The 18679-nt window shown below is 36.5% G+C and carries 15 protein-coding genes; 9 read left to right on the top strand and 6 right to left on the bottom strand.

From position 1 onward, the window contains the following. Positions 1–55 precede the first annotated feature (55 nt). From ND812_RS02600 to ND812_RS02580, 5 genes are all read left to right on the top strand, one after another. Positions 56–1270, top strand: coding sequence for an acetyl-CoA C-acetyltransferase (locus tag ND812_RS02600; protein ID WP_108960419.1), 1215 nt, complete (start codon positions 56–58; stop codon positions 1268–1270). A gap of 277 nt (positions 1271–1547) precedes the next feature. Next, the gene (locus ND812_RS02595) at positions 1548–2315 is read left to right on the top strand and encodes an Lp29 family lipoprotein (RefSeq protein WP_265374146.1); all 768 of its coding nucleotides are present in this window, start codon (positions 1548–1550) and stop codon (positions 2313–2315) included. 36 nt (positions 2316–2351) lie between these two features. Next, positions 2352–2864 (top strand): hypothetical protein, encoded by a 513-nt coding sequence (locus ND812_RS02590; RefSeq protein WP_265374145.1) that lies wholly within the window; start codon positions 2352–2354, stop codon positions 2862–2864. A 75-nt stretch (positions 2865–2939) separates the two neighbouring features. Further along, entirely contained in the window at positions 2940–3515 is a 576-nt protein-coding gene (locus ND812_RS02585; RefSeq protein ID WP_265374144.1) for a hypothetical protein, read from the top strand. A gap of 153 nt (positions 3516–3668) precedes the next feature. Continuing rightward, positions 3669–4004: a Zn-ribbon domain-containing OB-fold protein gene (locus ND812_RS02580; protein WP_265374143.1), complete on the top strand. Its 336-nt coding sequence runs from the start codon at positions 3669–3671 to the stop codon at positions 4002–4004. A gap of 202 nt (positions 4005–4206) precedes the next feature. Here the strand turns inward: ND812_RS02580 and ND812_RS02575 are convergent, their stop codons facing one another. The 6 genes from ND812_RS02575 to ND812_RS02550 all read right to left on the bottom strand — a co-directional run bounded on the left by ND812_RS02575 (position 4207) and on the right by ND812_RS02550 (position 14844). After that, positions 4207–5634: a TolC family protein gene (locus ND812_RS02575; protein WP_265374142.1), complete on the bottom strand. Its 1428-nt coding sequence runs from the start codon at positions 5632–5634 to the stop codon at positions 4207–4209. A 1-nt stretch (position 5635) separates the two neighbouring features. Further along, a complete protein-coding gene (locus ND812_RS02570) occupies positions 5636–8836 on the bottom strand; it encodes an efflux RND transporter permease subunit (RefSeq protein WP_265374141.1) in 3201 nt (1066 codons plus the stop codon). Between the two features lie 10 nt (positions 8837–8846). Further along, positions 8847–9959, bottom strand: a complete 1113-nt coding sequence (locus ND812_RS02565) for an efflux RND transporter periplasmic adaptor subunit (RefSeq protein WP_265374140.1) — start codon at positions 9957–9959, stop codon at positions 8847–8849. A gap of 92 nt (positions 9960–10051) precedes the next feature. Then, on the bottom strand, positions 10052–10405 hold the full coding sequence (locus tag ND812_RS02560) for a hypothetical protein (protein WP_265374139.1): 354 nt from the start codon (positions 10403–10405) through the stop codon (positions 10052–10054). 256 nt (positions 10406–10661) lie between these two features. Continuing rightward, complete coding sequence (locus ND812_RS02555; RefSeq protein WP_265374138.1) at positions 10662–12290, bottom strand: alpha-glucosidase; 1629 nt, start codon at positions 12288–12290, stop codon at positions 10662–10664. A 1-nt stretch (position 12291) separates the two neighbouring features. After that, complete coding sequence (locus ND812_RS02550; protein WP_322113639.1) at positions 12292–14844, bottom strand: [protein-PII] uridylyltransferase family protein; 2553 nt, start codon at positions 14842–14844, stop codon at positions 12292–12294. A gap of 30 nt (positions 14845–14874) precedes the next feature. On the opposite strand from ND812_RS02550, the gene ND812_RS02545 reads away from it, so the two are divergent. The 4 genes from ND812_RS02545 to hrcA all read left to right on the top strand — a co-directional run bounded on the left by ND812_RS02545 (position 14875) and on the right by hrcA (position 18669). After that, on the top strand, positions 14875–15345 hold the full coding sequence (locus ND812_RS02545) for a hypothetical protein (protein ID WP_265374136.1): 471 nt from the start codon (positions 14875–14877) through the stop codon (positions 15343–15345). 37 nt (positions 15346–15382) lie between these two features. After that, the gene (locus ND812_RS02540; protein WP_265374135.1) at positions 15383–16582 is read left to right on the top strand and encodes a glycoside hydrolase family 172 protein; all 1200 of its coding nucleotides are present in this window, start codon (positions 15383–15385) and stop codon (positions 16580–16582) included. After that, the gene (locus tag ND812_RS02535) at positions 16575–17492 is read left to right on the top strand and encodes a sensor domain-containing diguanylate cyclase (protein ID WP_265374134.1); all 918 of its coding nucleotides are present in this window, start codon (positions 16575–16577) and stop codon (positions 17490–17492) included. The genes ND812_RS02540 and ND812_RS02535 overlap by 8 nt, the downstream gene beginning before the upstream one ends. Before the next feature lie 145 nt (positions 17493–17637). Further along, entirely contained in the window at positions 17638–18669 is a 1032-nt protein-coding gene (hrcA, locus tag ND812_RS02530; RefSeq protein WP_108960429.1) for a heat-inducible transcriptional repressor HrcA, read from the top strand. The last annotated feature ends 10 nt before the right edge of the window (positions 18670–18679 follow it).

The following is an 18679-nucleotide window of genomic DNA, read 5'->3' as shown; positions in this document are numbered from 1 at the left end:
CTTGTGAGGCGAACTCTGTACGTTTTTCCTAGAACACCCAGAGAGAGGTAAACCCATGGGGAATTCCTATATTATTGATGCTGTCCGAACTCCGAGAGGAAAGGGCAAAAAACGCGGGACACTTGCATCCGTCCATCCACAAGAATTAGCTGCTGCCACATTAAAAGCCATCCAAACCCGAACAGGAATCGATCCAAAAACGGTAGAAGAAGTTGTAATGGGTTGTGTATCCCAAGTTGCTGACCAAGCTGCTTGTATCGCACGTTATGCGGTTATGGCAGCTCATTGGCCAAAAGATGTTCCTGGTTATACAGTAAACCGTTTCTGCGGTTCTGGATTACAAGCACTTAACAACGTAGCAAACCATGTTGCTTCTGGAGCAATGGAAATTGGCGTTGGTGGTGGAGTTGAATCCATGAGCCGTGTGAAAATGGGTGATGATATGCTTGGTCGTGATTTTAACGTAGGCAACGATAAAATTGCAGCACACTACAATCTTGTTCCGCAAGGAATCTCTGCTGACTTAATTGCAACAAAGTATGATATTTCTCGTGAAGAAGCAGATCGTTTTGCAGAATCTTCCCAACAAAAAGCTCATGCAGCAATCCAAAATGGTTACTTCAAAAAATCTGTGATCCCAATTACATTGGATGATGGAACTGTTGTTACAGAAGAAGAGAACCCACGATTGGAATCCGATTATGCTTTCCTTTCTGGACTTGGTCCAGTTTTCAAAACAATTGGTGAAAAAGAACTCGATGCAATCGCACTCCGTTCTTATCCAGAAATCAAAAAAATCAATCACATTCATACACTCGGTAACTCATCTGGTATCGTGGATGGTGCTGCTGCAATTTTAGTAACGAATGATGATGGATTAAAAAAATACGGATTAAAACCACGTGCAAAAATCCTTGCGACTGTTGCTACTGGTGAAGACCCAACCATCATGTTAACTGGTCCAGTGTCTGCTTCTCAAAAAGCATTAAAACAAGCTGGTCTTACAGTAAAAGACATTGATCTTTGGGAAATCAACGAAGCTTTCGCATCTGTTGTGTTATACGTAAAGAAAACACTCGGAATCGATGAATCCAAAATCAACGTAAATGGTGGAGCGATTGCGCTTGGACACCCACTCGGAGCAACTGGTGCAATCCTTACTGGAACTGTTCTTGACGAGTTGGAAAGAAGAGACCTTCGTTACGGACTCATCACACTTTGTATTGGTGGTGGAATGGGCATTGCGACAATCATCGAACGATTGAAGTAAAACATTCTAGTTCATTTCAACTGGGAACACGTTTGGAACTTGCGAAAGGCAGGTTTCAAACGTTTTTTTTTTAATTGGCTCCATATCTCCTATCCGCAAAAACCTTCATAAAATAACAATACTTTAGAAAATCCTAATTTTACAAATATACATAAGTATAGTCTAAAATCGAATGTATTTACCAATTTGGATGATCAACCTACAGTTGTTAGATTTTTTTATACATTGATATAAAAATCTGTTTACAAATAAAATCAAATATGCAACTGATCTACAGATGCGAAAAATAATCTTTCTTATTTTTACATTAATTAGGTGTTCTTCTTACGAAAGTTATACTGTATCTGACTTACAATACACTCAAATTTCACCTGCAAAGAAAATTGCCTTAGTGGGTTTTCTTCCTTATAATTATCTAATACAAAAAGACCGACAGGGTGAACTTTATCGGTCATCAGCAACTATCGATTATGAAAATTCCATGAAACCGCTTTTTCTAGATGGAAAAGACATTATTAGTTATGTTTCTAGGAACGGTAATTCAAAAATCACAAGAGACAATTGTTTAAATTTCGTATATTCGTATTTAGATATTGTAAAAGCTTCTGGAAAAATGGAACTTCAGAAATTTATAGACTTTGAATTAACTCCAGATCTTTCTAAATCGAAATGTATCGTAAAAACTGAAAATATTGATTTCTATATTCTTGGAATTCCTGGTAAACCTATCAATCCTTGGAGAAATTATGATGAAAGTATTTTTGGGTTTTTCAAAAGTGCTTTTTCGGTGTTAACTTTTTTTATTTACCCAACTAAACAAGTCGAACCGGTAAATGCTTCTTTTCATATTTATGATTCAAATTTAAATCTCATCGAAAAATTTGAATATCAAAAACATGTCATAGTAACTACATCTTGGTGGTTTAATTTAAATTTAGATAGCAACAGAGTATCTAAAGATATTGTGTCAAGTATAAGGTTATCACAAGAGAGTATTACTAAAGAGTTTTCGTATGATTTCAATGTAAAATATAAAAAAAAATAATGTAAGGAACCAATATAAATTTAACGGATGAATAAAATGAGATATAACATAGGATTACTATTCTTACTAGCTATAGTTTCTCTTCATAACTGCGTTTTAGTGCCAGATTATTCAAAGAACTTTAGGAAATATGAAGTTAAGTCAGTGAAACGATCTATTTCGGTAAAAAAACCTGATAGTAGATTTGAATTTTTTGCAAAGGACTTTTATTATGTTTTGGCTGCATATTTGATAGAAGAAAATTTGAAATATTCGGAACTGTTCTCTGAAGTAAAAGAGAAAGATGGCGAATATCTCCTTACAGCAGAGAAAATTGAGGATATAGGCTCCGATGATAGCATAGAAGTAACGTATTACATTAAAGTGGAATATTCCTTATATTTAAATAGTAAGTTAGTCTTTAAGAATATTTATGAGGGTTCTGCAATATCGGAACCTTCGGAAAATTTAATGTATGGTTTTAGAGCGAGATTGGCAAGAGAAAGAGCACTCCAAGTTACAATGAATAAATTGCTAGATGATTTTGTTAACATGAAAATTTTGAAATAGTATAATAGTCATTAGTTTGTAATTTCTATTTTAAGTATTTGCAAAAGTTAGAGTTTTTTTAAGGAAGGTATTTAAATGTTTAAAAAAAAATCCATTTTATTATTAATTTTATCACTCAATCTGATTTCGTATTGTGCCTCTTTTCGAGAGAACAATATTTCTACTGTAAAAGATAGTGATTATAAATCTAACAAAGACGAAAAAATAAAAGTCTTTCGCAAATGGAAATATCAATCGAATGGTCCCGATGCGATTCCTAGGGCTGATTTTCATAAAAGCTGGTTTGATAAAGCAATTGTAGATTCTGGATGTTGCGTCATTGTTGAAAAGCCAAACGAAGCCACATTGATTGTTGATGGAATTGCTGCTAACCACATTCATCCGATGAGAGATTTTTTCAATTTATTAAGTGTTGCTACAGGTACTGTTTTACCTTATTGGGCAACAACAAATGTTGATATTCAAGTAACAGTAGTGAAAGGTAATAAGCAATACGAATACAAACTAAATGATTCTTTTACTATGGTACAATGGTTGCCTATGATTTTTGCTTTTCCATTTACTGGTACACCAATTAAAAATAGAGACGAACTATATTTAAATACGTATCAAGAGTTAGTTGTCCAGATGAAAAAAGATGGAATCATTTAGATTCAATTTAACAGACAACTGCCATTGGATGCCAAAAAGCAAGGATAATGATCTTATCTTATTTGCAAATTGGCTTTAAGTATTTTTTCTTAATTCCAAAAACTCTTTAGAAACAGTTTGCATTTAATTTCGGCAAATATGAGTAATGGAACTATGAGCGCAACAGTCACATTGACTGGCATTGTTTGTAACAAATGCCATTTTAAGGTAGCGGAAGTATTAGATGGTTGCCCATCGTGCGGAAGTGAATTGATCGAAACGGTAGAGTTAAAACCAACTGGTCATATCGTTTCTTTTACCATTGTGCATGTTGGGTTTGGTCACATGGCAGAAAGAGCTCCTTATGTTCTTGCGATCGTTCAAACAGAAGAAAATGTAAAACTCACTACTGTAATCGAAGGTGTAAATGATTTTGCTACTGTGAAAATTGGAGACCAAGTTCGTTTGAAAACAATCGATGATAAAATTGGACCTGTCTTTCAATATTGATGACTTTTGGAAGTTGAATATCAAATATGTTATGATAAAAATTTGATCGTAATATATTTTGCAAGAACCATAAGACTATCAATGAATTCAAAGCAAACATGATCGAATTGAAATTGATTTGGAGATTGGAAATTTTTAGTGTTGGTTCATTGCTATTGAAGTAACCAACACTAAGCAAAGTGATTAAATTAGAATTTTCAAACTAGAAACTTCCATTTTTCCTTTCGGCATCCATTTCTTTCTGACCTCGCCACCCACCACCAAGAGCTTTATACAATCCGACATTCGCTTCTAATAGATTGTATTTTAATTCAAGTGCTTCTACTTGGGCTTCTAAAAAATCTCTTTGGCTAAACAAAACATCGATGTAATCAATTCTACCTGCTTTAAATAAAATATTCGAAATCTCAACGGACTCTCTTAGATTTTGAACCTGTTTATTCTTTGCATCATACTTCTGAGATAAATTTTTGATTTTCACAATTTGATTTGTTACTTCCGTAAATGCTTTTAGAAGTGAAACTTCATAATTGTAAATGGCTTGGATTTGTAGGTTATTTGCTGTTGCATAATTTGCTTCAATTGCTTTTCGATTGATGAGTGGTGCAATGATACCTCCACCTAACCCATATGCTAACGAAACAGGAGTCCCTTTGAAATGTTTTGAATTAAACGCTTCATATCCAATATTCCCATCAATTTTAAGTGAAGGATAGAACCTTGCTCTTGCTACTTCAATGTCTAATTTTCGCGATTCTAAAACCAAACTTGCCTGTTTGATATCTGGTCTGTTTTCTAAAAGATCAACAGGAACTGATTTTTGAATTTCAGGAAGTGTAATTTCCAAAAAGTCATCAGACTTCCTTGTAATTCGTTCTGGGAAACGTCCCAAAAGAAAATTAAGTCTGTTTTCAGTAATGGCTATTCTTTGGACAATATCGTATTTACGAGCAAGGTTTTTTGCTACCTCAGCTTCAAACCTTTTTACAGCCAGGGATGTTGTTCTACCAGCTTCCCTTTGTAATACGACCATATCTTTTACCTTAGAGAGAACTTCAATATAGTTCTCAATTAATGTTAATTGATTATCTAGTGATTTAAGTTCGAAATACGTATCTGAAATTTCTGCAACTAAATTGGTAACAACGTACCGCTTACCTTCAATACTTGCGAGGTATAGTAGGTAAGCGGATTTCGTTGCATTCCTTAATTTTTTCCAAATGTCAATTTCCCAACTCATTACGAGCCCACCATGTGCAAATAATGTCGGTGAATTGGCGTTAGGTGTGCTAAATCTCTCTTTCTGTTCGACTCCTCCGTCCGCTTGGAGAGATAATTTTGGTAAATATTCCCCTTGTCTTGAAAACACTTCGTTGTTCGCGATACTAATTTCTTGTTCTAGAATTGCGAGTTCCTGATTGTTTTCAATCGCAGTGTCGATTAATGATATCAATTGTGGTTCATTAAAAAACTGGTTCCAAATTTCGGTTTGTAACTTCTGAGCTTTCTCAGAAGATTCCCAATTTTCAAATTGTTCTGGAAGTTTTAAATCTTCCTTATCTCTTTCATAAAGAGCAGGAATACAGGAAACATTCCATAAAATTAAGAATGTGATAACGATTCGTTTCATCTTATTTCTTTCCTTTCCTGGATTTTTTACGTTCCAATTCAGAAGTTTCATACATTCGGTCTGATTCAGAAAGTGGCATGTTGTCTTCATGGTAAATTAGATTTTTGCCTTTTGCTATGTTTGCAAAGATAATGTAGAGTCCGGGCACTACGATGACTCCAAAGATCGTTCCAAATAACATACCACCTAATGCACAGGCACCAATCGTGTGATTGGCGATCGCACCAGGACCTGTCGCTACAACGAGTGGTATCAAACCAGCCACGAAGGCAAACGAAGTCATCAAAATAGGTCTAAACCTTGCTTTTGCTCCTTCTAACGCTGCATCAAACACACTAAGTCCTGATTCTTGTCTTTGCCTTGCAAACTCTACGATCAATACGGCGTTTTTACCGAGTAAACCAATTAACATGATCATCCCGATCTGGGCATAAATGTCATTCGCAAGACCTAACAATCGTAACAAGAAGAAGGAACCAAAGATTCCTGGTGGGAGTGAAAAAATTACGGAAAAAGGTATGATAAAACTTTCATACTGTGCAGATAACACAAGGTATACGAACACAATCACAACTATGAAAATGAAAATGGCTTCATTTCCGCGAGAAGCTTCATCGTAAGATAGTCCTTCCCAACCTACTTCAAAACCTTTTGGAAGATTTTTGGATACTTCTCTAATGGCATCAATTGCATCACCGGTTGTGTAACCTTTGCTAGGTAAAACGTTGATTACAGATGATGTATAGGCATTGTACCTTGTGATCTCGTTTGCACCTTGTTTTTGTTCAAGGGACAAAAAGGAAGAATATGGAACCATTTCCCCTTTGTCATTTGGAGTAAATAAGCCAAGAATATCTGTTGGTAATCTTCTATATTCTGGTGCTGACTGAACATATACTTTAAAGAACTGATTGAATCGAATGAATCCTTGTTCATATGTACTTCCAACTAGGATGTCCAAGTTGTCCATTGCATCACCAATGTTGACTCCTTTTTGCATCGCAAGTTTTCGATCAAGTTTCACTTCCAATTGTGGAAATTTTGCTGAGTAAAAGGAAAAAAGACCTGTAAGTTCCTCACGTTTTTTTAAGTCTTCCATAAACTCAACGTGAACTTTATCGAAGGCTGTATAATCACCACTATTGGTTTTATCCAATAATCGAAACATAACTCCACCTGCTGCACCAAATCCAGGAACTGCTGGTGGTTCAAAGAATTCGATAATGGCACCGAAATTCTTTGTTTTGTGCTCTAGTTCTTCCATTACATCATGGACAGAGTTTTTTCTTTCAGACCAATCTTTTAAACTGATGAGACATGTTCCTGCGTTGGATCCTTCCCCTTCCGTTAGGATTTCGTATCCTGCAAGTGAAGCCACTGAATCAACACCTTCAATCTTTAAGGCAATCTCTTGGAGTTTTCTTGCGACATCATTTGTTTTTTCAATGGTTGATCCCGGTGGTGTTTGGATCACTGCGTAGATCATACCTTGGTCTTCTCCAGGTACAAACCCTGCAGGAACCAACTGCGATAAGAAAACAAAACCAACCGCAAAGAACAGTAATAAGGAAACAATAAATACTTTTGAACCTGAAAATCTGTGCATTAAGTTCACATATTTTTCTGTCATAATTTCAAAGTAAAAATTGAATTTTTCTAAGAAAAGATCAATGGGGTTATGTGTTTTTTTGTTATGATTATGAGGTTTTAAAATCATCGCCGTTAGAACAGGCGTTAAAGTTAAAGCGACAATACCAGAGAGCACAATTGAAGTGGCCATTGTGATCGCAAATTGACGATAAAAAACCCCAACAGGACCTGGTAAAAAAGTTACAGGCACAAATACTGCTGTCATGAGTAATGTAATCGCAATTACAGCTCCACTAATTTCACCTAATACTGCTTTTACGGATAAGTACACACTCAAATGGTCTTCGGCCATTTTCGCATGCACTGCTTCCACAACAACAATGGCGTCATCCACCACAATACCGATCGCAAGAACCATCGCAAATAATGTGATTAGGTTAATGGTAAGTCCCAATGCCATCATAAAAGAAAAGGCACCGATGAGGGATACGGGAACCGCAATGATAGGAATTAACGTTGAGCGCCAATCACCTAAAAAGATAAATACAACGATCGCTACTAAAATAAAGGCTTCTACTAATGTATGGATAACTTTTTCGATAGCTGCATCGATAAAGTTCGACACATCATAACTTAATTTGTAATCCATTTCTGGTGGAAAAGTTTGTTTTAACTCTTCTAGTTTTGCTTTGATATCTTCAATAACAACTTTGGCATTACTACCTTCCGTTTGTTTGAACATAATCGCGGCAGCAGGATGACCATCAACATCGGAGTAAATATTGTAAAACTCACTATCTAGTTCAACCTTTGAAATATCTTTGAGGTAAAGCAACTCACCTCCATTTTTAGCACGGATGATGATATTCTCATATTGCCCAGGTTCGTTAAACCAACCTTCATAGGTAAGAGTGTATTCTAATGATTGTGCTTGTTTTCCAGAACTTTGACCGAGTCGACCAGGTCTTGCAATGATACTTTGGTCTTCAATTGCCTTCATTACTTCGGCAGTTGTCACATTATAAGCACGCATCCTATCCGGATTTAACCATACGCGCATCGCATATTGTCTCGTTCCTAAGATCTTTGCTTGTCCGATACCATGAATCCTTTTTAATTCAGGTAATAAAAACACTGTCGCATAGTTGTATAAGAATTTCTCACTCGCCTTAGGATCTTTACTGTATAAGTTTACATACAATAACATACTTGGTTGAACAGGTTGTACAAATATACCTTCCAAACGTACGAGTTCTGGAACACGATACATCATCTGGTCTACCCTAGTTTTCACTTGTACTAAGGCATCATTTGGATTTGTTCCTGGATCGAATAATACTTGTATGATTGCATCTCCAGAACTTGTGGAAGAAGAAATCATATACCTCATTCCAGCAACCCCGTTGATTGCTTGTTCCAATGTTGTAATCGTTGATTGGACTAATACTTGAGCACTGGCGCCTGGAAAGGATAGAGTGATTGTTACCCGAGGAGGGGCAATTTCGGGGAATTGTGATACTGGAATGTTCTTTATCGAAATTAATCCAACAAACACAACTAAAACGGATATAACTATGGCGAGAACTGGTCTCTGGAGAAATTTTGAAAACATAGAATATCTCCTAGTGAGCCTGTAACTCGAAACTTTTCATGACGTTCTCACGAGTTTCGATGTTAAATTTTACAATATCACCATCATGAACTTTACCAAGTCCTTCTAAAAGAATGATGTCGCTCTCAGTAATACCTGATTCTACGACAAACAAGTGAGGAATTTCGTTTGAGACTTTGATCTCAGTCGATTTTAACTTACCTTTACTTGATATTGTGTATACATAACGTTTATCTAATACTTCAAAAGTAGCCTTTTGTGGAATGAGTAAGGCTTCTTTTAAATTTTCTTTGATCACAACGTTTCCTGTTTCTCCATGACGTAATAATCTTTCTGGATTCGGAAAAGTTGCTCTAAAAGGAATGGTTCCCGTTTCACTATCGAATTCTCCTTCGATTGTGTCAGCGTTTCCTTCATGGTTGAAGTATTCACCATTTGCCATTAAAAATTTAACTTTTAATGGTTTGTCTCCTGATCTGCGGGCATTGGAAAAATTTAGGTAATCTTTTTCTGATACATTGAAATAAACCCAAAGTTTTGAAATATCAGAGATAGTAGTTAAAAGAGTTCCTTCTTCCACTAAACTTCCAAGTCGCACTTGGAGTCGATCTGTGATCCCAGTGAAAGGGGCAGTTACAGTAGCCAAATTTAAGTGAACTTGTGCCAATTCCATGGCTGCTTTATTTTTTTTCAATCTAGCTTTGATTAGAGATAATTCTGTTTGGGATACAACATTCTCTTTGAATAACTTCTCAGTATTCTCAAATTCAATTTGAGTTGATTCATATTCTGCTTTAGCTTTTTCGTATTGAGCAGTAACCAACATTGGCATTACCTGAAAAAGTTTCTGACCTTGTTTTACGATCTTACCTTCATCCATATAAATATGGGTAAGGTATCCTTTCTCGAACGCTCTGATTTCGATTCGTTGGATCGCCCTAACTTGCGCTACATAGTTTTTATCAATGATTACATCTTGTTTCCATGGATATGTGGCCATGAGTGCGTTTTTGTCTTCATGGTTCTTTGAATGACAATTCATCTGAAGAAAAGATGTTAATAAAAATACTGTTACTAGTATCTTTGAAGTGAAAGAGTGCTTAAGCCCTTTGAGAAGTTTCATTGTGTCCCCACTTTGTCTAACTTTTGTTAGGCAAAATTTAAAAAATCATCGAACGCATTTTGGATTGCGATCTACCGAGAAAAAAATATATGTTAAGCGATGATGGGAGGTGCGCGGTCTTTGACGCTATTTTTAGCTAAAAATGAATTTGGAAAAGTGAATAAGACAAGTTTTAGTTCAGTGTAAAATGTAAGGGAAATTTTGAGAAAAAAAGCGAATGAATGACTTAATTCGTTTTCACGGTGGGAATTAATTTCAGCTTCTTCCTCACTTACTTCTTTGATGACATAAGAAAAATCGTATAAACTACTATGTTTGTAAGTTTGGTGATTTTGGTAGGTGTCTCGATGGGATGCATAACCCTCAGTATTAGTACTGATGAATACAAAGGAGAGAAGCAAAATTGCCAATCGACTTATCAATGTATTTACCATCATCAAGCGCATCTAATGTCAGCGAATTCCCGAATCGTTTATTGTCAACAGTTTAGCGAACAGTTCTAGGTCTCAATTAAAAACAAAAACACTGCGCCATTTACGACTGGTCTGTCGTAGTGTCGATTGTAGCGGAAATCCTTTCCTCTCATCATTAGACATCGAATGAGAAAAAAAGTAGGCAAGAATGCAGCTGAAAGCGGGGCCTTTTTGCAATTCATGTTATGTGATGAAACCAACTAAGGCACTCGAGGCAATTGGATGTAATTTATTTTGCAAATATGACTGCCTCATTTGGGTGTAAAATCAAATCACCTGTATCCAATTCTTTATCTAACTCAAAAGATGCATTTCGATTTTTAGAACTGAATAAAATTTGGTTCAAATTCCATTTTCTTGGGTAAGAAACTCGAACTGGTTTGCTTGAAAAGTTCAAAAAAATATATGTCTCATCTTTTCCTTCTCTCCTTCTGTAGTATAATGCTTGTTTGTCGTCGCTCAATATGATTTTTAATTTTCCTTTACGAAGTGATTTTCGATCCTTCCGTATCTGAATCAGTTTTTTGTATGTGAAAAATAGAGAATTTGGATCCAGTTTTTGAGATTCAACATTCAGCGTATTGGAATCTTCATAGAGGGGAAGCCAAGGTTTGCCTGTTGTAAATCCAGTTGTTTCGGAACCATCCCAAGGCATAGGAATTCTTTCGGGATCCCGTCCAGGATGGAAAGGCCAATACCGTTTACCAACTGGATCTTGGATTTTATTGAATGGAACTTTTTGGCGTTTCATACCAATTTCCTCTCCATAGTATAAGAAAGGTGTTCCACGTAATGTTAACATCATGCAAGCGGCAAGTTTGGCACGATCCAATGTATCTTCACCCTTCTCGTAACGAGTGATGTGCCTTGGAAAATCATGATTGGATAAAGTATAATTTGGCCAATTATCTTCCCCTAATGCTGATTCAAAGTCTTTGACAATTTGGTAAAATCGTTCCGCTTTCCAAGGCGAAAATAAAAACATAAAATTAAAGGCAAGGTGAAGTTCATCATTACGACCACAGTAAGTTGCTGGAAGTAAAACATTGCCAGGGAAGTCTTGCATGATTTCTCCAACAAACATACGTTTTTCGGTATAAGAATCCAAAAGTTTTCGCATCCTTCTTAAGATTCCATGCATTTCAGGTCGGTCACGATCGTATGTATGTACTTGTTTGTCATAAGGTCTTGGACCTTTCATAAAATAAGAAGCATTGTTTCGAAAAAATTCATCTTTTACATATAAGTTGACAACATCTAAACGGAATCCATCCACTCCCATATCGAGCCAGTATTTCATCATCCGAAAGATGGCGTCTTCCACATCCGGATTACGCCAATTGAGATCAGGTTGTTCTTTTAAAAAAGAGTGAAAATAATATTCACCAGTACGTTTGTCATATTCCCAACCAGATCCACCAAATGCACCCAACCAATTGTTAGGTGGCCCATTATGGTTTGCTTGTTTCCAAATGTACCAATCTCGTTTTGGACTGTTGACAGACGATCTGGATTCAATAAACCAAGGGTGGAGGTGGGAAGTATGATTGACTACCAAATCCATGATAATGCGAATCCCTCGTTTATGAGCTTCTTTTAACAGACGTTTGAAGGTCTGAATATCTCCAAATACGGGATCTATTTCCTCATAGTCAGAAATATCATAACCAAAATCAAACATAGGAGAAGGATAAACTGGAGATAACCAAATAGCATCGATACCAAGTGAGTCTTTGGAACCTGCTAAATAATCCAAACGTTGGATGATTCCCTCGAGGTCTCCGATCCCATCTCCATTGGAATCTTGGAAACTACGTGGATAAATTTGATAGATAACTGCTTCTTTCCACCATGCCATATTAAAAACTAATCTCCATGATACCTTGGTTATCTTTGACTCTTGCTACCGAGAGAATTTTTTCCTTAATCGAAAGGAGTAGGCCAGTATCTTCTATTTTTTTACCATTTTTAGTTTGGATGTGAAAGGAGTCATATGCAAAATCAGCACTTGTCGAGATTCTAACAAAGATTACTTCCAATTCAAAATCGATTAAAGTTTTGAGAATACGATACACTAAACCGATTGAATCAGGTACTCTTACTTCTAATACAGAATAAGTATCTGATAAATCATTTGCAAACTTGACTAGTTCTTCCACCATTCCTTCCGGAATTTGTGGTAAGGTTTTCCAAATATTGGTAGTCGAAGCCAAATCTTCAATATTCACTTTCCCTTCAATACAATCGGCAAGAGTGGACTCAATTTCGTTTATTTGTGGTTCGGCGATCTCTCCACTTCCGAATTCATCTGTGATTTGCGCTTGTAAAATCAAATGTTCATTTTCGCTTCGGAATAATCTGAGTCCTACTAAATTTAATCCAAGACTGGAAATAATTCCTGATAGATACAGTAACATTCGTTTGTCTGCCTTAGCAAATAGAGACAATGTAACAAACGCAGGTTCTTTTTCAGAAATTAATCGAAACGTAGAACCTGATTGTATCCATTCATGTAAAAATACAAAATGTTGGTAGACTCTGCGTGGGGTATTATAGTTCAAATAAGAAGTGGGACGAATTTGCATCCCAAACGAAACAATTTGTTCCGCTTGTTCTGTTGTAAGTCCTTCTTTTTCGATTAGATAGGATTCAAGAGTACTCTCGATGCGTTCTTGGTTGTCAGGTCGATTGGTTTTGTTTTGTAAGTATGTCAATGTGGAAGTAAATAAAAAATGTAAAATTTCTTTTTTCCAATTGGTAAGAACTGATTGGCCAACCGATTTTGTATCAATGATTGTCATTACATATAACAACCGCAAAGTGTTTTCATTGGAAAATTGATTTGCAAACGAAGAAATTAGATTTGGGTCATAAATATCTCGTTTGGATGAGAGTTCAGACATGACGATATGTTCTGCAACTAAAAATCGCAAGAGTTCTGTATCTTCTTCTGAAAATCGGAACCTTTCCGCGATGATGAGAGCAAGTTCGGCGCCGTATTGGCAGTGGTCACCTTCTTTTACTTTCCCTGCATCGTGAATCAGGATTGCTAAAGCTAAAATTTCAATTTTTTCGCAAGAATTAAATACGTCTTGGACTTGTGGGTCTTCCCATAAATCAGCAATCAATACATCTAACTCACGTAATATGAGTAATGTATGTTCATCAACTGTGTATTGGTGGTGGTAACTAAAAAGGGGAAAGTTGGTACAAGCTCCAAATTCGGGAATGAGTTTTCCTAGTACGTTACATTCATGCATAAGTGTGAGTGTATGCCCAATACGTTTTTTGTGGCGTAACATCTCCATAAAACAATCCAAAACCGATTTTTGGTTTTTAAAATCATCATCGAGAAAATGAGATGCAAAACGGATTTCGTTTAAATCGATTCGAGATGGTTCCTCTTCGTTTTTTTGTGATTCGTTGAAAAATTGAATGATGTCATCGTATAAAGTATCTGGATTGGAAAGTTCTTTGTGGATCCGTTTTTTATTCAGATTGGTTTTTTCATCTAAATAGGTTCCAATATAAAAATAAACATCCTTTTGAGCTTTATAAAATTGGCTCATAAAACGTTCTAAAGTTTTAATTTCATTCTTAGGACCAAATCCTAAAAACTCAGCAACTTCTGCCTGTAAGCCTAAATCTAACCTGTCATTTTTACGGCCACTGATGATGTGGAGAGCGGATCTAGTTAAGAGTAAAAAATCATAAGCTGACAGTAGAGTTAAACTATCACCAATTAAATAAAAATCAAAAATCCCACCATCGGCACTATCGGCGAGTGGATTTGTTTTTTCGATCCAATACATTTGTTGGATGTCACGAAGTCCTAATGGATCGTTTTTAATATTGGGTTCTGAAAGTAAAATTGGATTATAAGAATTGATAATTCTTTCTCTGAGATAAGAAAGTTTCCATTCATTGTATTCTTTGATGGTTTTTTCAGGAATTTTGCCCAGGAATTCGTTTTTAAATTTTTGGAATAAAACTTCTGAACCTACAAGAAACCGAGCATCAAGTACAGCGTGGTAGGTTTCGATTTGGTTTAAATATAAAAATGATTCTTTGATCGTACGGCAACTATGACCGACTTCCTTATCATTGTTATATAAGAAGGTATTGATTTTGGAAATGATATCACTTAAGATTTTGTCTGAAAGTTTTCCATCATGAAGGTATAATAAATCAATATCCGAATGAGGTGCGAGTTCCCTTCTTCCATAACCTCCTACTGCAATGAGACAGAGGTGGTCTTTTATGGGGATTCCGTTTGAAACTTCCAAAAAAACTTGTCGTAAGGAATCGTCGATCAGGTTACTCAACTGACGGGTGAACAACCTTCCTGAAGAGACTGTTTTGGCTTTTGGAAAGGTCCGTTGCAGTTTTGCCTTGAGTTCTGATTTCATCATGTAAAGTTTACCTTATTGGACAACTTTAACATGAATCCGAAGATTAAAATCACAATTCAGTTTATTTTCAGCCATCTTTTAGCTTATCTCCTTGTCTCCATCCCATACTTTCAATTGGTAATGAAAGAGTATTATGAAGGTGATTTGGCTGTGTTTCCTCTTTTTTTGGTTACATCGAGTGATGGTGCAGCTTGGTCGAGAGCAATGACTTGGTTATTTCCAGCCTTACTCCTCCAAGCTCTCTTAATTGTGAGTTTTTTACATCTGATTTGGGACTGGTTCCAAACTCAATCTTTCAACAAACAAATGTTTGTATTGGTATGGATGAGAACCATTTTAGGTGGACTGGCAGCAATTTCACCTTCTGTGGGAAGTTTGGAAGGGATGGTGTTTATGATTTCTGAAGTGACTCTTTCGATCCATCTGTATGTTTTATTTGAAATTTTTTTACAGTCAATTGTCCAAGCGGGAATTTTTCTTTGGTTTTTGAAACGCTTTTAATCCTTCAAAGGAAATAGTTTTTTTAAGTTAGGTCATTATGGTTACGAATCAAACTTCATTTGGATTCCGTTTTTGGGTATTTTTGTTTGTTTTTGGATTTAAATTCGCCAATCCTTTGTTCAGCGATGGGTGGGAGTCTTCCATTTGGAAGGAAAAAAACTACCAAAACAAACGAATCTCAAGTGCGGATCCAACAAATGGAAATGATGATTTTATTAAAATTCCAAAAAAATCAACCATCACGATTGCTGAAATCAAAGGCCGTGGTGTGATCAAACACATTTGGATGACATTGGCAAGTAAAGACCCTATGGCACGGAAAAATGTTGTGATACGCATGTATTGGGACAATCATTCTTTTCCATCAGTAGAGGTTCCGTTAGGTGAATTTTTTGGACAAGGTTGGGGAGAAGAATACATACTCAATTCGTTACCACTTGTCGCAGCACCCAAAAAAGGAAAGTCAATGAACTCTTACTTTCCTATGCCATTTGAATCAAGTGCGAAAATTCAAATCGAAAACGAATCAGATGAGGATATTAGTAATTTTTACTTTTACATTGATTATGAAGAATGGAAATCACCTCTCGATTCCTCTTTACGATTCCATGCTCAATGGAACAGAAGTATCACCAAACCGAACACTTCGAACCAAAAGGAAAATGAATGGGGATTGCTTGGGGAAACTGAAAAAACAAAATTTGTAAAAGAAAACTACTTCTCTGTCCTCGAAACTGAAGGAAAAGGCCAATTCATTGGACTTAACTTATATGTGGATTCTCCTACTCCTCTGTGGTATGGCGAAGGAGATGATCTAATTTTTATAGATGGTAACCAAACAACTGCTACACTAAAAGGAACAGGAACTGAAGATGTATTTAATACAGCTTGGTCACCGAAAGAAGTGTTTATGCATCCTTATTTTGGATACCCTAGGGTTTCTGATTCAATAGGATGGTTGGGCAGAACCCATTTGTATCGATTTTGGGTAGAATCCCCCATTCGGTTTGAAAAAAATTTCCTATTCTTATTGGAACATGGTCATGCAAATTCCTTGACCTTAGATTTGATCTCTGTTGCTTATTGGTATCAGAGTCTGAATCCAAAACCAATGAAGGTTTTGCCGAAAAAAGAATTTAGGGTGAACCAACCCGAGATCAATTTTCGTCATATCCATAAATGGCGAGATTCATTCCGAAGTGAAAAAGGAAATGGGGTAATTTGGGGAAATGAATGAGTTTAATACAGAAACACTGGCTAAGGAAATTGTTTCCCAATCCATCGATGCAATTGTCGTTTTAGACACAAACCAACAGATATTATTTAGTAACATAGCGTTACAATCGTTAACTGGATATTCAGAAGAAGAATTGTTTGGTAAATCATTTTCTTTTTTATTCCCTCCGAATGAAAAAGGCGAACAAACATCAATAGAAGCATTTGTTAGTTCCAACGAAGCACATTACATTGCAGGATTTTTAAAAGAATTAGAACTCATCACAAAACCAAAAGGTACGATTCCAGTGGAAATTCGTGCTTTTACCATCCACCAAGAGAACAAAGAGTACTACGCGGCAATCATCCGTGATGTGAGAGAACGTAGGCGTTTAGAAGAACAAAAAAATATACTCATCAATAGTTTGAAACGTTTGGCCTATATGGACGAACTTACGATGTTACCAAATCGTCGTTCCTTCGCAGATACCCTCCAAAAAACGATTGCTACAGTCAAACGCCGTAATCGGGAATCGGTGCTTGCGGTAATGGACATAGACCATTTTAAAGTGATCAATGACACCTACGGACATGACATTGGGGATTTGGTACTCAAAAAAATGGCCAATATCTTTGTGGATTGCCTCAGGGAAGAGGACACTGTGGGAAGACTTGGTGGAGAGGAATTTGGGTGTATATTACCAGACACTACCACCGAAGGGGCAACCATCGTTCTCGATAGACTCCGCGAGTCAGTTGAAGCACATAGGTTTTTTATCTTCGATAATTATTACCTAAATGTAACTCTAAGTATTGGTTTTACGAAAGTGCATCCGATTCAGAAACCAGAAGAGACACTAAAATTTGCAGACATCGCCCTCTACCAAGCTAAAAACCAGGGAAGGAATCAAATCCAAGTCTATCCCGTTTGAAAAATTTTAGCAGTTTCTTTGAAAGTCTGCTAAAATTCGCAACTTGCGTGGACATCGTGCTTGACGAAAAAAACGGAAATTCGTAAACTTTAAGCATAGATTAGCACTCTAATCATCAGAGTGCTAAAGGAAGTGCTTGGAGGCTATGGACCTTTCCCCTAGACATCGTTCCATTTTGAAAGCATTGGTTGAGGAGTTTGTTTCAGACAACAAACCTGTCGGCTCCAAAACCCTTTCTGAAAAGTACGATATCGGACTATCACCAGCCACCATTCGTTCCTGTCTGGCAGAACTCGAGGACATGGGTTACATTGTAGCCCGGCATACTTCGGGTGGTCGGGTGCCAACAGAACGCGGTTATCGGTTGTATGTGGATAGCCTTGTGACGCTTTTTGAGCTCACAATGCGTGAAAAACAAAGGATCCAAGAAGAGTATCTTCGGATGCAATTTCGTTTGGACCAGGTTCTCATTGCAACCTCCAAGGTTCTCGCTTCTCTTTCGCAATCGGCAAGTGTGGTATTAGGTCCGGAAGGATCTCTCGACACATTAAAACATATAGAACTCATCCATGTAAATGGAGGAGAAGTTCTTATGATCCTTGTTATGCGGTCTGGAACTGTGCTCAATCGAAATATATTTTTCGATTTTCACATCTCACAAGAGAGTCTGTACCAAATTTCAAGGTATTTGAATGATAACGTCAAAGGTTTTGATGTTCATGAAATTCAAAGTAATCTGATCCCTCAGATGATGTTGAAAAAAGAAGGCCCGGAAGGATTTTCTTTGTTCGCTCCATCGATTGCAAGAGCAATGGGAACAGATAGTATGTCTGTTGATAACTTGTATATCGATGGATTAAAAAACTTATACGAAAACTTTAAGGATGAAGAGGAACAATTAGAAAACATCCTGCATCTATTCGATGAAAAACAGTTCCTCAAAGAGTTTTTTAGTGATTATGTTCCGATGGATGGTGTTTATACCATTATTGGAAAAGACGGTAATGAAAAGTTAGGTGGTGTTACCATCATCACAACGAATTATCGTATGGGTGAAAAGAGGATAGGTTCAATGGGAATCATTGGTCCTCAGAGGATGAATTACAATAAGGCATTACCTTTGATTGAATTCACTTCGAAGTTAGTTTCAGAAATGATAACGAAATTGAGCAGGTAGTAGGAGGCGA

The sequence above is a fragment of the Leptospira limi genome (genome assembly GCF_026151395.1).
In the GTDB taxonomy this organism is placed as follows: Bacteria; Spirochaetota; Leptospiria; order Leptospirales; family Leptospiraceae; genus Leptospira_A; species Leptospira_A limi.
This window is presented reverse-complemented; position numbering and strand designations above follow the sequence as displayed.